The 15684-nt window shown below is 72.7% G+C and carries 14 protein-coding genes; 9 read left to right on the forward strand and 5 right to left on the reverse strand.

Going from position 1 to position 15684, the window contains the following annotated elements:
- Window positions 1-60: 60 nt before the first annotated feature.
- Window positions 61-738 carry a response regulator transcription factor gene (locus tag EKO23_RS13385; RefSeq protein ID WP_134718089.1) on the reverse strand — a complete coding sequence of 226 codons (678 nt, stop codon included), beginning with the start codon at window positions 736-738 and terminating at the stop codon, window positions 61-63.
- Complete coding sequence (locus tag EKO23_RS13390; protein WP_134718092.1) at window positions 735-1868, reverse strand: sensor histidine kinase; 1134 nt, start codon at window positions 1866-1868, stop codon at window positions 735-737. Before EKO23_RS13390 ends, EKO23_RS13385 begins: the two co-directional genes overlap by 4 nt.
- Window positions 1869-1989: 121 nt before the next feature.
- Between EKO23_RS13390 and phoU the strand changes: the two genes are divergently transcribed.
- On the forward strand, window positions 1990-2643 hold the full coding sequence (gene phoU / locus EKO23_RS13395) for a phosphate signaling complex protein PhoU (RefSeq protein ID WP_134718094.1): 654 nt from the start codon (window positions 1990-1992) through the stop codon (window positions 2641-2643).
- Between the two features lie 173 nt (window positions 2644-2816).
- On the opposite strand, the gene EKO23_RS13400 is transcribed toward phoU, so the two are convergent.
- The 3 genes from EKO23_RS13400 to EKO23_RS13410 form a co-directional block, all read right to left on the reverse strand.
- Entirely contained in the window at window positions 2817-3560 is a 744-nt protein-coding gene (locus tag EKO23_RS13400; RefSeq protein ID WP_134718096.1) for a phosphoglyceromutase, read from the reverse strand.
- 4 nt (window positions 3561-3564) lie between these two features.
- A complete protein-coding gene (locus EKO23_RS13405; protein ID WP_134718098.1) occupies window positions 3565-4116 on the reverse strand; it encodes a hypothetical protein in 552 nt (183 codons plus the stop codon).
- Between the two features lie 102 nt (window positions 4117-4218).
- Window positions 4219-5028, reverse strand: a complete 810-nt coding sequence (locus EKO23_RS13410) for a UbiA prenyltransferase family protein (protein WP_134718100.1) — start codon at window positions 5026-5028, stop codon at window positions 4219-4221.
- Window positions 5029-5231: 203 nt separating this feature from the next.
- On the opposite strand from EKO23_RS13410, the gene EKO23_RS13415 reads away from it, so the two are divergent.
- The 8 genes from EKO23_RS13415 to EKO23_RS13450 all read left to right on the forward strand — a co-directional run bounded on the left by EKO23_RS13415 (window position 5232) and on the right by EKO23_RS13450 (window position 15682).
- Window positions 5232-5717: a CarD family transcriptional regulator gene (locus EKO23_RS13415; RefSeq protein WP_134718102.1), complete on the forward strand. Its 486-nt coding sequence runs from the start codon at window positions 5232-5234 to the stop codon at window positions 5715-5717.
- Between the two features lie 181 nt (window positions 5718-5898).
- Window positions 5899-7407 (forward strand): MFS transporter, encoded by a 1509-nt coding sequence (locus EKO23_RS13420; RefSeq protein WP_134718104.1) that lies wholly within the window; start codon window positions 5899-5901, stop codon window positions 7405-7407.
- Window positions 7408-7424: 17 nt separating this feature from the next.
- The gene (locus EKO23_RS13425) at window positions 7425-9476 is read left to right on the forward strand and encodes a molybdopterin oxidoreductase family protein (RefSeq protein WP_134718106.1); all 2052 of its coding nucleotides are present in this window, start codon (window positions 7425-7427) and stop codon (window positions 9474-9476) included.
- On the forward strand, window positions 9473-10870 hold the full coding sequence (locus tag EKO23_RS13430) for an FAD-dependent oxidoreductase (protein WP_134718108.1): 1398 nt from the start codon (window positions 9473-9475) through the stop codon (window positions 10868-10870). The genes EKO23_RS13425 and EKO23_RS13430 overlap by 4 nt, the downstream gene beginning before the upstream one ends.
- 84 nt (window positions 10871-10954) lie before the next feature.
- The gene (nirB, locus tag EKO23_RS13435; protein WP_134718110.1) at window positions 10955-13519 is read left to right on the forward strand and encodes a nitrite reductase large subunit NirB; all 2565 of its coding nucleotides are present in this window, start codon (window positions 10955-10957) and stop codon (window positions 13517-13519) included.
- Window positions 13516-13857 carry a nitrite reductase small subunit NirD gene (nirD, locus tag EKO23_RS13440; protein WP_134718112.1) on the forward strand — a complete coding sequence of 114 codons (342 nt, stop codon included), beginning with the start codon at window positions 13516-13518 and terminating at the stop codon, window positions 13855-13857. The genes nirB and nirD overlap by 4 nt, the downstream gene beginning before the upstream one ends.
- The gene (locus EKO23_RS13445; protein ID WP_134718114.1) at window positions 13854-14972 is read left to right on the forward strand and encodes a uroporphyrinogen-III synthase; all 1119 of its coding nucleotides are present in this window, start codon (window positions 13854-13856) and stop codon (window positions 14970-14972) included. The genes nirD and EKO23_RS13445 overlap by 4 nt, the downstream gene beginning before the upstream one ends.
- Window positions 14969-15682 carry a sirohydrochlorin chelatase gene (locus tag EKO23_RS13450; protein WP_134718116.1) on the forward strand — a complete coding sequence of 238 codons (714 nt, stop codon included), beginning with the start codon at window positions 14969-14971 and terminating at the stop codon, window positions 15680-15682. Before EKO23_RS13445 ends, EKO23_RS13450 begins: the two co-directional genes overlap by 4 nt.
- Window positions 15683-15684: the final 2 nt, after the last annotated feature.

The following is a 15684-nucleotide window of genomic DNA, read 5'->3' on the forward strand; positions in this document are numbered from 1 at the left end:
TGCACTGCCCGTCGAGTGACGGATCCCCCGGTCAACCGGGGAATCCTGCAGCTGCGGCCGTCACAGGTCGAGCTTGTAGCCGAGCCCACGCACGGTGACGAGGTACTTCGGCTCGCCCGGGTCCGGTTCCAGCTTCGCCCGCAGTCGCTTCACGTGCACGTCGAGGGTCTTGGTGTCGCCGACGTAGTCGGTCCCCCAGACCCGGTCGATCAGCTGCCCGCGGGTGAGCACCCGGCCGGGGTTGCGCAGGAACATCTCGAGCAGCTCGAACTCCTTGAGCGGGAGCCGCTGCTCGGTGCCGTCCACGGTGACCACGTGCCGCTCGACGTCCATCCGGACCGGCCCGGCCTCCAGCGTGGGCGGCGCCTGCTCGGGCTCCTGGCCGCGGCGCAGCACCGCACGGATCCGGGCCACCAGCTCGCGCGGGGAGTAGGGCTTGGTGACGTAGTCGTCGGCGCCGAGCTCGAGGCCGACGACCTTGTCGACCTCGTCGTCCTTCGCGCTGACCATGATCACCGGCACCGACGAGGTCTGCCGGATCTGGCGGCAGACCTCGGTGCCCGGGAGGCCGGGGAGCATCAGGTCGAGCAGCACGATGTCGGCACCGTTGCGCCCGAACTCCGTCAGCGCGTCCGGTCCGGTGTTCGCGACCGCCACCTCGAACCCCTCCTTGCGCAGCATGTAGGCCAGCGCGTCGGAGTAGCTCTCTTCATCCTCGACGACGAGTACCCGCGTCACGGGCTTCCCTCCTGGTTCTTGCGGGGGAGGGTCAGGGTGAAGGTGGATCCCTGCCCCTCGACGGACCACACGCGGATGTCTCCGCCGTGGGTGGCTGCGACGTGCTTGACGATGGACAGGCCGAGCCCGGTGCCACCGGTGGAGCGGTGCCGGGCGGGGTCCACCCGGTAGAACCGCTCGAAGATGCGGTCGATCTCGCCGGAGGGGATGCCGATGCCCTGGTCCGTCACGGAGATCTCGACCATGTCGTCGTCGGCTGCCCGGGTGGCCACCAGCACCGACGACCGGTCGGGGGAGTAGTTCACTGCGTTGGCCACGAGGTTGCTGATCGCGACCGTCACCTGCTCCCGGTTGCCGAGCACCTTGAGGCCCTTCTCGCCGGAGGCGACCACCGAGATCCCGCGCGCCTGCGCGTCGATGGCGGTGGTGTCGACCGCGGTCGCCACGGCGTCGTCGAGCGAGACCGGCACCGGCTCGTCGAGCGGGTCGTCGGACTGGAGGCGGGACAGCTCGATGATCTGCTGCACCAGCCGGGTCAGCCGCTCGCTCTCGGTGATCATCCGGCCGGCGAAGCGCTCGACCGCCTCGGGGTCGCCGCTCGCGTCCTGGACGGCGTCGGCCAGCAGCCGGATCGCGCCGACCGGGGTCTTCAGCTCGTGGCTGACGTTGGCGACGAAGTCACGGCGGATCGCCTCGACCCGGCGTTCGCGGGTGCGGTCCTCGACCAGCGCGAGCACCAGGCGGCTGCCGAGGGGCGCCACGCGTGCGGTGACGTGCCGTGGCGGGGACGTCGGCGTACGGCCGATGACCAGCTCGGTCTCGCGGATCTGCCCGTCGCGGCGTACGGAGCGGACCAGGTCGGCCAGCTCCTGGTCGACCATCTCGTTGTTGCGCACCAGCCCGAGGGCGAACGCCGGCGCGGAGGCCTTGAGGACCACGTCCTCCTCGTCCACGATGACGGCACTGGAGCGGAGCACCGACAGCACGGCCCCCACCTCGGGGGGTACGGCGGGAGCGTCAGCGGCCTCGATCCGCTGCTGCTGCCTCTCGCTGACGTACCACGCCAGGAAGACGCCACCGGCGAGGACGGCTCCGAGCAGCGCAAACAGCAGTGCCTGCGTCGTCGTCACGCCCCGATCGTACGCAGGGTTTCACGGCGAGTTCGCCCACGGACCGCCGCGCTGCCCACTGTTCATTCCTCGTTCACCGGACTTCGCCTGCCCGTCACCTGGGGCGCCTAGAGTCAGTCCTATGCGCGAGGCTTTCCACGACCAGCTCGACTCCATCTTCATCGACCTCTCCGGCATCGCCCGGCAGGTGCAGGAGGCGGTGGCCCAGGCCACCGAAGCCCTGCTCGAGGGCAGTGCGGAGATCGCCGAGCAGGTGATCAGCAACGACGTCAAGATCGACCTCGCCCGCGAGCGGGTCGAGGACCAGACCTTCAGCCTGCTCTCCCTGCAGCAGCCGGTGGCAGGCGACCTGCGGACGCTGGTGGCCGCCCTGCGCATGGTCAGCGACCTCGAGCGCATGGGAGACCTGGCGGTGCACGTCGCCAAGATCGCCCGGCTCCGCGTGCCCGAGCGGGCGGTCCCGGAGGACGTCGAGCCGACCATCCGCAAGATGGCCATGGTGGCCGAGCTGATGACCGGCAAGGTCGCCGACATCATCGCCGACCGTGACGTCGCGGCCGCCGCGGACCTGCACGAGGTCGACGAGAAGATGGACCAGCTGCGCCGCAAGTCCTTCCGCGAGCTGCTCGGCGCCAACTGGACGCACGGCATCGAGCCTGCCGTCGACCTGGCGCTCCTCGGTCGCTACTACGAGCGGATCGCCGACCACGCGGTCTCCGTGGCGGACCGGGTCCACTACGTCGTCACCGGCGAGCTGGCCAGCACCGACGCCTGACCCTGCCCGGCGGCGCCCGTTCTTGCGCGTCGGGCGGCCGGGTCGCGCACCCCCCGGCCGCCCGACGCGCAACTCCTGGCCGCTCGGGCCGCAATGGTTGGCCGCTCGTCGCGCTGGCTTCGAGACGCTCGCTGGGGCTCGCTCGTCGACCAGCGGCCGACCGGCGGTGAGGGTCAGCGGCCCTGGTTGGCGACCGCGGCAGCGGCCGCGGCGGCCGCCTCGGGGTCGAGGTACTCGCCACCGGGGACGGTCGGCTTCATCTCCTCGTCGAGGCGGTAGACCAGGGGCATGCCGGTCGGGATGTTGAGCCCGGCGATGTCGGCGTCGCTGATCCCGTCGAGGTGCTTGACCAGCGCCCGCAGGCTGTTGCCGTGCGCGGCGACCAGGACCAGGTGGCCGTCCTGGAGGTCCGGCACGATGTCGGACTGCCAGTAGGGCAGGAAGCGGGCGATGACGTCCTTGAGGCACTCGGTGCGCGGCATCTCGTCGCCGAGGTCGGCGTAGCGGGGGTCGCCCACCTGGCTGAACTCGTCGTCGTCGGCCAGCGGCGGCGGGGGTACGTCGAACGAGCGGCGCCAGAGCATGAACTGCTCCTCGCCATACTGCTCGAGCGTCTGCTTCTTGTCCTTGCCCTGGAGCGCGCCGTAGTGCCGCTCGTTGAGCCGCCAGGACCGGCGTACCGGGATCCAGTGCCGGTCGGCCGCGTCGAGCGCGAGGTGCGCGGTGGTGATCGCGCGACGCTGCAGCGAGGTGTGGACGACGTCGGGCAGCAGACCGGCCTCGACCAGCTGTCGACCGCCCTCGACCGCCTCGGCCCGGCCCTTGTCGGTCAGGTCGACGTCGACCCAGCCGGTGAAGAGGTTCTTGGCGTTCCACTCGCTCTCGCCGTGGCGGAGCAGGACGAGCGTGTGGGTCATGCCGTCACTCCTCGCCCTCGCCGACCGTGCCGTTGCCGGGCTCGTACCCCGACGGGATCTCGGTGGGGGTCAGGGAGCTGCCGTCCTGGTCGGCGAAGTCGCCCGCGTTGGCGACCACAGGGATGGTCATCGTGACCGGGTCGGCGTTGGAGAACGTGAGCTGCACGGTCACGAAGTGGCCGAGCTTGATGCTGTCGCCCTCGACCGGGATGCCGTTGCCGTCGGCGAGCTTCACGAGGCTGGCGCTGGGGATGTCCACCGGGGCCGACAGGTCGGCGGTCACCGTGGAGCCGTCGACGCCCGTGAGCCCGGTCAGGGAGTCGTCGTTGTCGGAGACCTGACCGTTCTCGACCGTCGGGACCTCGTTGTTGACCAGGCTGGCGACGAACGTGCCCTTGCCGTCCTCGGTGGCCACGATGACGGCGTTGAGCACGTCGACGCGGCTGTCGCGCTGGTTGACGCCCTCGGCCGGCGTGTAGACCTTGTCGGTCGCGTAGTTGAAACCGCACGCGGACAGGGCGGTGGTGGCGAGCACGAGCACGCCGGCCGCGGTCACGCGGGTGATCCTCGAGCGAGTCAGCATCTGTGGGCCTTCGGTTGTCGTCGGCGGCCCGGTCCTCCGGGGCGCAGCGGCAAGGTGCGGGTCACAGCCTAGCGTTCACCGGACCAGCCCGACCCTCAGGGCCGCGACCACGATCCCGGCGCTCACGGCGGCGGTCCACAGGCCCCCGATCACCAGCAGGCGCGGGGCGCCGGTGTGCAGCGCGACCCGCAGCGGGAAGGTGCGCCACCCGTCCTTGTTGTCGTCGACCAGGCCCGGCAGCGAGCGCAGCACGTGCACCCCGATCCCGAGCAGCGCGGCCAGCACCGTCACCTCGGTCGTGGGCGGGCCGCCGGCGCCCTCGCCCGCGTAGCCGCCGTACGACAGGAACGCGGGGAGCAGCGCGAAGCCTGCCGCCCAGGGCAGGAACGAGAAGGCGGTACGGCGCAGCACGCCGGCGTTGGTCAGCAGCGCCAGCAGCAGGAACCCGCCGTGCGCGCCGGCCGCCTCGAGCCCGTTCGCGACGGAGAGGGGTACGACGAGCAGCAACGCCAACGCCATCGCGAACGTGGCCGTCCCCTTGTCGAGGATCCCCAGCGCGATCGGCTTGTCGTCGCGGGCGTGGGACCGGTCCCGGGCGGCGTCGACGACGTCGTTGTGCCAGCCGACCAGCAACTGCCCGACCAGGATCGTGGCCGCCACCAGCCCGACCTCCGGAAGGCTGCGCCCGGTCAGCGCGGCGGCCGTGCCCATGACCAGCGTGAGCAGCAGCGCCTGCCGGAGGTGCCCGGCACGCAACAGTGCCACCGGCCACGACCGGCGTACGTCGAGTCCCCGCTCGGCGCGGGGGCGGTGCGGGTCCTTCCCGGACCGGGCGCGAGGACGCTGTGCCCGCGCCTGCGCGGGCTCGTCGATGGTCGGCGACACGGTGCCCAGTATCGACCAGATGGACTAGTCATGTCGTCCGGTCCGGACCATCCGATGGCCCCGGAACCCGGCCTTTCCGTCCTGTTGCAGCACGCAAGTGCCCGTTCTGTCAAGCCCTGAAGTGGCCCCTGACCTGCGCAAACGTGGCGGGACCACCCGTCCGGGCGTGTTAGACTAGTCACCTAGGAAGGGGTACTTGGCACATGACATTCACCGTCGGCGAAACGGTTGTTTACCCAAATCACGGAGCAGCGGTCATCGAGGACATCGAGACCCGCACCATCAAGGGAGAGGACAGGCAGTACCTGGTTCTCCGCATCGTCGCCCAGCAGGACCTGGTCGTCCGGGTCCCTGCCTGCAATCTCGATCTCGTGGGTGTGCGTGACGTCGTCGACAAGGACGGTCTCGACCGTGTCTTCGACGTCCTGCGGGCTGCGCACGTCGAGGAGCCGACCAACTGGTCGCGCCGCTACAAGGCGAACCTGGAGAAGCTCCACTCGGGAGATGTGATGAAGGTGGCCGAGGTCGTCCGCGACCTGTGGCGCCGGGAGCGTGACCGTGGCCTGTCGGCCGGCGAGAAGCGGATGCTGGCGAAGGCCCGCCAGATCCTCGTCTCCGAGCTGGCGTTGGCCGAGCACACCAACGAGGACAAGGCCGAGGCCCTGCTCGACGAGGTGCTCGCCTCCTGAGGCACCACATCTGACGACATCGAGGACCCCCGGGCACGGCCCGGGGGTCCTCGTCGTTCCCGGTGCTCGGCGGCCGCTGTGAGGTCGTGAGCACAAGTTGACACCTGCGTGAAACAAACGCGCGATCCTCCGAAACGCGCGGTTCCTAGGTTCCTCGGCAACCCGTTCCCGAGGAGGACCCGTGACCGCGACCGAGACCCCGACCGCCCCGGCCCCGCCGACCGGCGCGACCGCCCGCGGCGGCACCTGGATCGACGACTGGCGCCCCGAGGACCCGGCGTTCTGGGAGGCCGGCGGCCGCCGGGTGGCCCGCCGGAACCTGCTCTGGTCGATCTTCGCCGAGCACCTCGGCTTCTCCGTCTGGCTGCTGTGGAGCGTCAGCGCGGCCATGCTGCTCAAGGTCGGCTTCGACTTCACCCCGCAGCAGCTGTTCCTGCTGGTGGCGGTGCCGAACCTGGTCGGGTCGCTGATCCGGCTGCCCTACACGTTCGCGGTGCCGAAGTTCGGTGGCCGCAACTGGACCGTGGTGAGCGCCCTGATGCTGCTGATGCCCACGCTGCTGTTCGCGTGGGCAGTGCAGCGGCCGGAGACGCCGTACTGGGTGTTCGTGGTGATCGCCGCGACCGCCGGTGTCGGCGGCGGCAACTTCGCCTCGTCGATGGCGAACATCAACTTCTTCTACCCCGCTGCCCGCAAGGGCACCGCGCTCGGCCTCAACGCCGCCGGCGGCAACCTCGGCGTCGCGGTCATCCAGCTGTTCCTGCCGGTCGTGGTCGGCGCGGCCGGGATCTTCGGCCTGGTGAAGGCCAGCGAGGACGGGCTGGCGCTGCAGCGTGCCGGCTACCTGTACGCCGGGCTGGCGCTGCTCGCCGCTGCCGGCGCCTTTCTCTTCATGAACAACCTGACCACTGCCAAGTCCTCGCCGCGCGAGCAGCTCGCCGTGCTCCGGTACAAGCACACCTGGGTGATGTCGTTCCTCTACATCGGCACGTTCGGCTCGTTCATCGGCTACTCCGCCGCCATGCCGCTGCTGATCAAGCTGAACTTCTGGGTGCCCGAGCCGGAGCCGCTCGGCACCGGCATCAACTTCGCCTACTACGCGTTCCTCGGCGCCCTGGTCGGGTCCGTCGCGCGGCCGTTCGGCGGCTGGCTGGCCGACCGGTACGGCGGGTCCCGGGTCACCTTCTGGACCTTCGCCGCGATGATCGTCGGCACCCTCGCGGTGCTCGCCACCCTGAGCCGACTGACCCCGAACCCCGGTCAGGACCCGGCGATCGCACAGGACAACGCGGCCCTCTTCCCGTGGTTCCTCGCCGCGTTCCTGTTCGTGTTCGCCGCCACCGGCATCGGCAACGGGTCGACGTACCGGATGATCCCGCTGATCTTCCAGAGCCAGGCGAAGCGCACGGCCACGCCCGGGACGCCGGAGTACGACGCCGCGCTGGGCCGCGCGACCAAGGAGTCCAGCGCGGTCATCGGGATCGCCGGCGCGATCGGCGCCCTGGGCGGCTTCCTGATCCCGCTCACGTTCGGGGCGCCGTGGATCGACGACCCGGCCGGCGCGGTGACCGGCGCGTTCGTGGCCTTCACCAGCTTCTACGTGGTGTGCCTGACGGTGACCTGGTTCTTCTACACCCGCCGCACCTTCCTGGTCTCCCGAGCGCCGAGCCTCGCCTCGGCCCGCATCTGACGTCCCCGGAGGACACCATGACCGCGACCGAGACGCACTGCCCCTACTGCTCGCTGCAGTGCGGCATGCGGCTGGAGGGTGCCCGCACACCCGAGGTCGTGGCGTGGGAGGAGTTCCCGGTCAACCGGGGCGGGCTGTGCCGCAAGGGCTGGACGGCGGCGGGCCTGCTCCGGCACCGGGAGCGGCTCACCCGGCCGCTGGTCCGCGACCCGGCCACCGGAGAGCTGGCCCCGGCGACCTGGGACGCGGCGCTCGACCTGGTCGCCGGCCGGTTGGCCGCGCTGCGGGCCGAGCACGGCCCGGACACCGTCGGCGTGTTCGGCGGCGGCGGGCTCACCAACGAGAAGGCCTACCAGCTCGGCAAGCTGGCCCGGGCCGCGCTCGGCACCAGCCAGATCGACTACAACGGCCGCTGGTGCATGTCGTCCGCGGCGTCGGCCGGCACCCGGGCGTTCGGGCTGGACCGCGGGCTGCCGTTCCCGCTCGCGGACCTGGAGCGGACCGACGTGCTGGTGCTGGTCGGGTCGAACCTCGCCGAGACCATGCCGCCGGCGGCCCGGCACCTCGACGCCCTCCGCGAGCGCGGCGGGCGGGTCGTGGTGGTCGACCCGCGGCGCACCCCGACCGCGGACCGTGCCGACGTCTTCGTCCAGCCGGTCCCCGGCACCGACCTCGCCCTCGCGCTGGGGCTGCTGCACCTCGTGGTCGCGGCGGGCGTGGTCGACGAGGAGTACGTCGCCACGCGGACCTCCGGGTTCGACGACGTGAAGCGGTCGGTGGCCGCCTGGTGGCCGGAGCGCGTGGAGCGGGTGACCGGGGTGCCGGTGCCCGAGCTGCGGGCGCTCGCCCGCCTGCTGGTCGACGCGGAGCGGGTCATGGTGCTCACCGCGCGCGGTGCCGAGCAGCACGCGACCGGCTCCGACACCGTGCTGGCCTGGATCAACCTGGCGCTGGCGCTCGGGCAGCCGGGCACGCCGTACGCCGGCTACGGATGCCTGACCGGGCAGGGCAACGGCCAGGGCGGGCGCGAGCACGGGCAGAAGGCGGACCAGCTGCCCGGCTACCGGATGATCGACGACCCGGCGGCCCGTGCGCACGTGGCTGCGGTGTGGGGCGTCGACCCGGACACCCTGCCGGGCAGGGGGCGCTCGGCGTACGAGCTGCTCGACGCGCTGGGCACCGACAGCGGACCGAGGGCGCTGCTGGTGTTCGGCAGCAACATCGTGGTGTCCGCCCCCAACGCGCGGCACGTCTCCGAGCGGCTCGACGCGCTGGACCTGCTCGTGGTCGCCGACGTGGTGCTGTCCGAGACCGCGGCCCGCGCGGACGTGGTGCTGCCGGTGACCCAGTGGGCCGAGGAGACCGGCACCATGACCAACCTCGAGGGCCGGGTGCTGCTGCGGCAGCGCGCAACCCGGGCGCCCGAGGGGGTGCGCAGCGACCTCGACGTGATCGCGGGCCTGGCCGAACGGGTGGGCTCCCCGGTGCCGTTCGCGACCGACCCGGAGGAGGTCTTCGCCGAGCTGGGCCGGGCCTCGGCCGGCGGGAAGGCCGACTATGCCGGCATCGACTACTCGCGGATCCGGGCCGAGCACGGCGTGTTCTGGCCCTGCCCGTCTCCCGACCACCCCGGCACGCAGCGGATGTTCCTGGACGGGTTCGCCCACCCCGACGGCAGGGCCCGCTTCCATGTCGTCGAGCACCGCGGGCCGGCCGAACAGCCCTGCGCGGACTACCCGGTGCACCTGACCACCGGCCGGGTGCTCGGGCAGTACCAGTCCGGCGCCCAGACCCGCCGGCTCCGCGACCTCCCCGACTCCGGCCCGTTCGTCGAGATGCACCCCATGCTGGCGCGGCGACTGGGCACCGCGGACGGCGAGCCGGTCACGGTCGCCACCCGACGCGGCGCGATGACCGCGGCCGCGCGGGTGGTCGGCACCATCCGGCCGGACACGGTCTTCGTGCCGTTCCACTGGGTCGGGGCGAACCGGCTCACCAACGACGCCCTCGACCCAGCATCGCGGATGCCGGAGTTCAAGGTGTGCGCCGCGGTGGTGAGACCGGCATGAGCGCGCACGAGCGCCTGGTCGTGGTCGGCAACGGCATGGCCTCGGTGCGGCTGTGCGAGGAGCTGGTCGCCCGCGGTTACGACGGCCACGTCACGGTGCTGGGCGACGAGGCCGGGCCGGCGTACAACCGGATCCTGCTGTCCGCGGTCCTCGAAGGCACGCACCCGCTGGACGCCCTGGTCCTGCGCGAGCCGGGATGGTACGCCGGCCACGGGATCGACCTACGCACCGGCGCCCGGGTGCTGGAGGTGGACCGGGACGCCGCCGAGGTGATGCTGGTCGACGGCACCCGCATCCCCTACGACCGGCTGGTCCTCGCCACCGGCGCGATCCCGACCCTGCCGCCGATCCGCGGGCTGGTCCGGCTCGACGGCAGCCTGCACCCCGCGGTGCACACGTTCCGCTCGATGGCCGACTGCCTCCGCCTGCTCGGCGCGGTCCCCGAGGCCGGCCGGGCGGTCGTCGTGGGCGGCGGTCTCCTCGGGCTCCAGGTGGCGCGGGCACTGTCGGTGCGCGGCGTGGCCACCGAGGTCGTCGAGGGCACCGACCACCTGCTCAGCCGGCAGGTCGACGAGCGCGGCGGCGCGGTGCTGGAGCGGGACCTGCGCCGGCTGCGCACCGAGGTCTACACGGGCTCGCGGGCGGTGCGGCTGACCGACGCCGGGCTCCGGCTGGACAACGGGTTCACGCTCGAGACCGACCTGGTGGTGCTCGCCGCCGGCGGCCGTCCGTCGACCGCGCTGGCCCGGCGGGCGGGCCTGTACTGCCGCCGCGGGATGGTGGTCGGTCGGCACCTGGAGTCGGTCACCGACGACAGGGTGCACGCGATCGGCGACTGCGCCGAGCACGCCGGACGCGCACCCGGGCTGGTGCCGCCGGCCTGGGAGCAGGCGGCCGTCCTCGCCGACCACCTCACCGGCGGGGACGCGAGGTACGACGGGTCCCGGACGGTCGCGCGGCTCCGGGCCACCGGACTCGACGTGGCGGTCCTCGGTGATCCCGAGCGCACCGACGGCGAGGTGGTCGAGGTGACCAACCCGATCGCCCGCACCCACCGCAAGCTCGTGGTCCGCGGCGGCGTGATCGTCGCGGGCACCCTGGTCGGCGACCTGTCCAGGGTCGGGCTGATCACCCAGCTCTACGACCGGCGCACGGTCCTCGGGCCGCACGAGCCGGGTGAGCTGCTCATGGCCGAGCGGCCACCCGGCGACTCCTCGACCCTGCTGCCCGACGACGCCGAGGTGTGTGCGTGCGCCGGTGTCTCGGCAGGCCGGATCCGGGCCTGCGCCTCCCTCGAGGAGGCCCGGACGACGACCCGTGCCACCACCGGCTGCGGGGGCTGCACCTCCGCGGTCCGCGACCTGCTGGGCGCCCGCGACCCCGCCGCCGTGTGAACACCTGTTTTCACGCGCGAAACAAACCGAAAACCGCCCCTTGACACACCGACCCCAGACTCGGTCCATCGAAAGGAACCTCCCATGACGCACACCCGCAAGACGTTGGTGGTCGCCGGACACGGCATGGTCGGCCACCGCTTCGTGCAGGCGGCGATCGAGCGCGGGCTCACCGAGCGCTTCGACGTGGTCGTCGTGGGGGAGGAGCCGCGGCCGGCGTACGACCGGGTCGCGCTCACCTCCTTCTTCTCCGCGTCGACCGCGGACGAGCTCTCGCTGCTCCCCGAGGGGCAGTACGACGACCCGCGGGTGCGGCTGCTCCTCGACACGACGGTCACCGCCGTCGACCGCGACACCCGGACCGTCGCGCTCGACGACGGGCAGCTGCTCGGCTTCGACGTCCTGGTGCTGGCCACCGGGGCGGCGCCGTTCGTGCCGCCGGTCCCGGGCCGGGACCTCGACGGGTGCTTCGTCTACCGCACCATCGAGGACCTCGAGGCGATCCGGGAGGCGGCAGCCATGGCCACCACCGGCGCCGTCATCGGCGGCGGCCTGCTCGGGCTGGAGGCGGCGAACGCGCTGGTCCAGCTCGGGCTCGACACGCACGTCGTCGAGATGGCGCCGCGGCTGATGCCGGTCCAGCTGGACCCGGCCGGCGGCGCCACCCTGGTGCGGCACATCGAGAAGCTCGGCGTCACGGTCCACACGGGGGCGGCCACCTCGTCGGTGCTCGGGTCCGACGAGGCGGCCGGCGCACCGGCCGGCCGGGTGACCGGGCTGGCGCTGGCCGAGGGTGCCACGGTCCCGGCCGAGGTCGTCGTGTTCTCCGCCGGCATCCGGCCCCGCGACGGCCTGGCCCGCGAGTGCGGCCTCGACGTCGCCGAGCGCGGGGGCGTGCTGGTCGACGAGCAGTGCCGCACCCGTGACGCCGGCATCTTCGCGATCGGCGAGTGCGCTGCGCCGGCCGGGCGGATGTACGGCCTGGTCGCGCCGGGCTACCAGATGGCCGAGGTGGTGGTCGACGTGCTGCTCGACGGGCTCGGCGGGTTCACCGGCGCCGACATGTCCACCAAGCTCAAGCTGCTCGGCGTCGACGTGGCGTCGTTCGGCGACGCCTTCGCGACCACCGACGGCGCGCTGGAGCTCGTCTTCGCCGACGCCGTCGCCGGCATCTACAAAAAGCTGGTGGTCTCCGCGGACGGGAGCCGCCTGCTCGGAGGCGTCCTGGTCGGCGACGCGTCGGCGTACGGCGTGCTCCGGCCGATGGTCTCCTCCGGCATGGACCTGCCCGAGAACCCCGAGGAGCTGATTCTCCCCGCAGCCCGCGGGACTGCTCAGGTGGGCATGCCCGACGGGGCGGTCGTGTGCTCGTGCAACAACGTCACCAAGGGCACGATCTGCTCGACCATCGACGCGCAGGGCTGTGCCGACCTGCCGTGCGCCAAGGCGTGCACCCGGGCCGGTACCACGTGCGGCTCCTGCCTGCCGGTGGTGAAGAACCTGCTGACCGAGCGGCTCGAGGCCGGCGGCCGCAGGGTCGCGACCGGCATCTGCGAGCACTTCGACCTGACCCGGCAGGAGCTCTTCGACCTGGTCTCGGTGCACGGCTACCGCAGGTTCGACGACATCGTCGAGGCGCACGGCCGCGGGCGCGGCTGCGACGTGTGCAAGCCGGCGATCGCCTCGATCCTGGCCAGCCAGCTGAACGGCCACGTGCTCGACGCCGACACCGCGGCGCTGCAGGACACCAACGACGCCTACCTCGCGAACATCCAGCGCAACGGCACCTATTCCGTGGTGCCGCGGGTCCCCGGCGGCGAGATCACGCCCGAGAAGCTGATCGTGATCGGCGAGGTGGCCCGCGACTTCGGGCTCTACACGAAGATCACCGGCGGCCAGCGGATCGACCTGTTCGGCGCCCGGATGGAGGAGCTGCCGGCGATCTGGCGGCGGCTGGTGGACGCCGGCTTCGAGTCCGGCCACGCCTACGGCAAGTCGCTGCGCACGGTGAAGTCCTGCGTCGGCTCGACCTGGTGCCGGTACGGCGTGCAGGACTCCGTACAGCTGGCCATCGACCTCGAGCTCCGCTACCGCGGGCTCCGGTCGCCGCACAAGCTCAAGGGCGGCGTGAGCGGCTGCGCCCGCGAGTGCGCAGAGGCCCGGAGCAAGGACTTCGGCGTCATCGCCACCGAGAAGGGCTGGAACCTCTACGTCTGCGGCAACGGTGGCGCCACCCCGGCGCACGCCCAGCTGCTGGCCGGCGACCTGTCGACCGAGGACCTGGTCCGCTACCTCGACCGGTTCCTCCTCTACTACGTCCGCACCGCCGACCGGCTGCAGCGCACCTCGACCTGGCTCGGGACCATCGACGGCGGCCTCGACCGGGTCCGGGAGATCGTGGTCGACGACGCGCTCGGGCTCGGCGCCCAGCTCGAGGCCGACATGGCCCGGCACGTGGACACCTACGTCGACGAGTGGAAGGCGACGCTCGACGACTCCGACAAGCTGGCCCGCTTCGTCTCGTTCGTGAACGCCCCCGGGACCCCCGACCCCAACATCACGTTCACCACCGAGCGCGGCCAGATCCGTCCGGCGACCCTCGACCAGCCGGTCGACCTGGGCGCCTCGATCCCCGTGGGAGCCCCATGACGCAAGAGGAATGGCAGCCCGTGTGTCCCGTGGAGGAGCTCGAGGTCGAGCGCGGCGTCACCGCGCTCGTGCACGGCCAGGCACTCGCGATCTTCCGGACCCACGACGACAGCGTCTACGCGCTCGGGAACTACGACCCGTTCGCGAAGGCCTCCGTGCTGGCACGCGGCATCGTCGGCACCCGGGGTGACGTGCCGTTCGTGGCGTCCCCGATGCACAAGCATGCCTTCGACCTGCGCACCGGACGCTGTCTCGACGACGACCACGTCGCGGTGCCGTCGTACGAGGTGAAGGTGGTCGACGGGCTGGTCCACGTCGGTCCGCGGCTGCTCGCATGAGCGGCACCGAGGCGGCGCCGCTGCGCGACTACCGGATCGGCGTCACCGCCGCCCGCAAGGCCGACGAGCAGACCGCGCTGCTGGTACGGCGCGGGGCCGAGGTCGAGTGGGCGGCCGCGCTGTCGGTCGAGCCCAACCGGATCGACGAGGCGGCGCTGCGAGCGGCCACCGAGGCCGTCCTCTCGGCACCGGTCGACATGTTCATCGCCACCACGGGCATCGGGGTGCGGTCGTGGATCGCGGCCACCCAGCCGTGGGGGCTGCAGGTGCCGTTGCTCGAGGCACTGGACCGTGCCGAGATCCTGGCCCGCGGTCCCAAGTCGGTGGGCGCGCTGCGCCGGGCCGGGCTGCGCGAGCTGTGGGCACCGGAGTCCGAGTGCTTCGAGGACGTGCTCGCACACCTGCGGGGCCGGGACCTCAGCGGGCTGCGGATCGTCGTGCAGGAGCACGGGCAGTCGCTCTCGACCGTCGCCCACGCGCTGCGCCGGCAGGGCGCGACCGTCGAGGTGGTGACCGTCTACCGGGTCGAGGGGGCGGCGGACCCGGCGCCGGTGTTCCGGCTCGTCGACCTGATCGCGGAGCGCAAGCTGGACGCGGTCACCTTCACCTCGGCCCCCGCCGTGGCCGCGCTGATGGAGGTGGCCGGTGCCGTGGGGCGCCGCGACGAGGTGGTCGCCGCCTTCCAGGCCGACGTGGTCGCCACGTGTGTCGGGCCGGTGACCGCGGCGGCGTTCGAGCTGTGGGGCGTGCCCACCATCCAGCCGGAGCGGTCGCGGCTGGCCGCGATGGTCAAGCTCATGGAGACCGAGCTGCCGCTGCGCCGGTGCGGCCAGGCCATCGAGACCGGCGGCCACCAGCTGCTCCTGCACGGCGACACCGTCTACCTCGACGGGGTCGCGCTGCGGCTCTCCCCGGCTCCGCTGGCAGTGCTGCAGGCGCTCGCGGTCAACCCCGGCCACGTCGTCGGCCGGCGCGAGCTGCTCGCGGCCCTGCCTACCGGACAGGCGGCCACCGAGCACGCCGTCGAGATGGCGGTCGCCCGGCTGCGGGCGGCGGTCGGCACCCGGGTCGTGCAGACCGTGGTCAAGCGCGGCTACCGGCTGGCGGCGGCATGACCGCGCCCTCCCTCGTCACCGTCGCCCACGGCACCCGGGTCGCCGCCGGCAACCGGGTCGCGGCAGCGGTCACCGCGCACGCAGCCCGCCGGCTCGGCGTCCCCGCGACAGGTTCGTACGTCGAGCTGTGCGCGCCGAGCCTCGACTCCGTCGCCCGGTCCCTCGACGCTCCGGCGGTCGTGGTGCCGCTGCTGCTCTCGACCGGATTCCACGTCCGCTGCGACCTGCCCGCCGCGATGTCGAGGGCAGGCGCACCCGTGCAGCTGGCTCGCCCGCTCGGGCCGCACCCGCTGCTCGCCGAGGTGATGTGCCTGCGGCTGCGCGGCGCCGGCGCCCGCCCCCGTGACCCCGTGGTGCTGGCGGCGGCCGGCTCCCGCGACCCCGACGCCCTCATCGACCTGGCCTCCGCCGGCCGCATGCTCCAGGCCCGTTGGGGCGCGCCGGTCCGGGTCGCCACCGTCAGCGGCGACGGGCCGCCGGTCGGCGACACGGTGGCGGAGGCGCGGGCCGACGGTCGGGTGGCCGTGGCGCCGTACCTGCTCGCGGACGGGCACTTCGCCCGGCTGGCCGCCCATCTCGGCCGGCTCGCCGGCACCGGAACCGTCGCCGGCGTGCTCGGGCCGCACCCGCTGCTCGTCGAGCTGGTCGTACGCCGCTACCGGGCGCTCGCCGCCCGACCTGAGGCGGGCCGGGTCACCACAGCCGCGTAGCG

The organism is Nocardioides guangzhouensis (genome assembly GCF_004519545.1).
In the GTDB taxonomy this organism is placed as follows: Bacteria; Actinomycetota; Actinomycetes; order Propionibacteriales; family Nocardioidaceae; genus Nocardioides; species Nocardioides guangzhouensis.

What these genes read in the sequence shown, in the direction of transcription:
- EKO23_RS13415 (WP_134718102.1), top strand. Translation starts at nt 5,232, where the DNA reads ATGACATTCACCGTCGGCGAAACGGTTGTTTACCCAAATCACGGAGCA.
- EKO23_RS13450 (WP_134718116.1), top strand. Translation starts at nt 14,969, where the DNA reads ATGACCGCGCCCTCCCTCGTCACCGTCGCCCACGGCACCCGGGTCGCC.
- EKO23_RS13445 (WP_134718114.1), top strand. Translation starts at nt 13,854, where the DNA reads ATGAGCGGCACCGAGGCGGCGCCGCTGCGCGACTACCGGATCGGCGTC.
- EKO23_RS13425 (WP_134718106.1), top strand. Translation starts at nt 7,425, where the DNA reads ATGACCGCGACCGAGACGCACTGCCCCTACTGCTCGCTGCAGTGCGGC.
- EKO23_RS13400 (WP_134718096.1), bottom strand. Translation starts at nt 3,560, where the DNA reads ATGACCCACACGCTCGTCCTGCTCCGCCACGGCGAGAGCGAGTGGAAC.
- nirD (WP_134718112.1), top strand. Translation starts at nt 13,516, where the DNA reads ATGACGCAAGAGGAATGGCAGCCCGTGTGTCCCGTGGAGGAGCTCGAG.
- EKO23_RS13430 (WP_134718108.1), top strand. Translation starts at nt 9,473, where the DNA reads ATGAGCGCGCACGAGCGCCTGGTCGTGGTCGGCAACGGCATGGCCTCG.
- nirB (WP_134718110.1), top strand. Translation starts at nt 10,955, where the DNA reads ATGACGCACACCCGCAAGACGTTGGTGGTCGCCGGACACGGCATGGTC.
- phoU (WP_134718094.1), top strand. Translation starts at nt 1,990, where the DNA reads ATGCGCGAGGCTTTCCACGACCAGCTCGACTCCATCTTCATCGACCTC.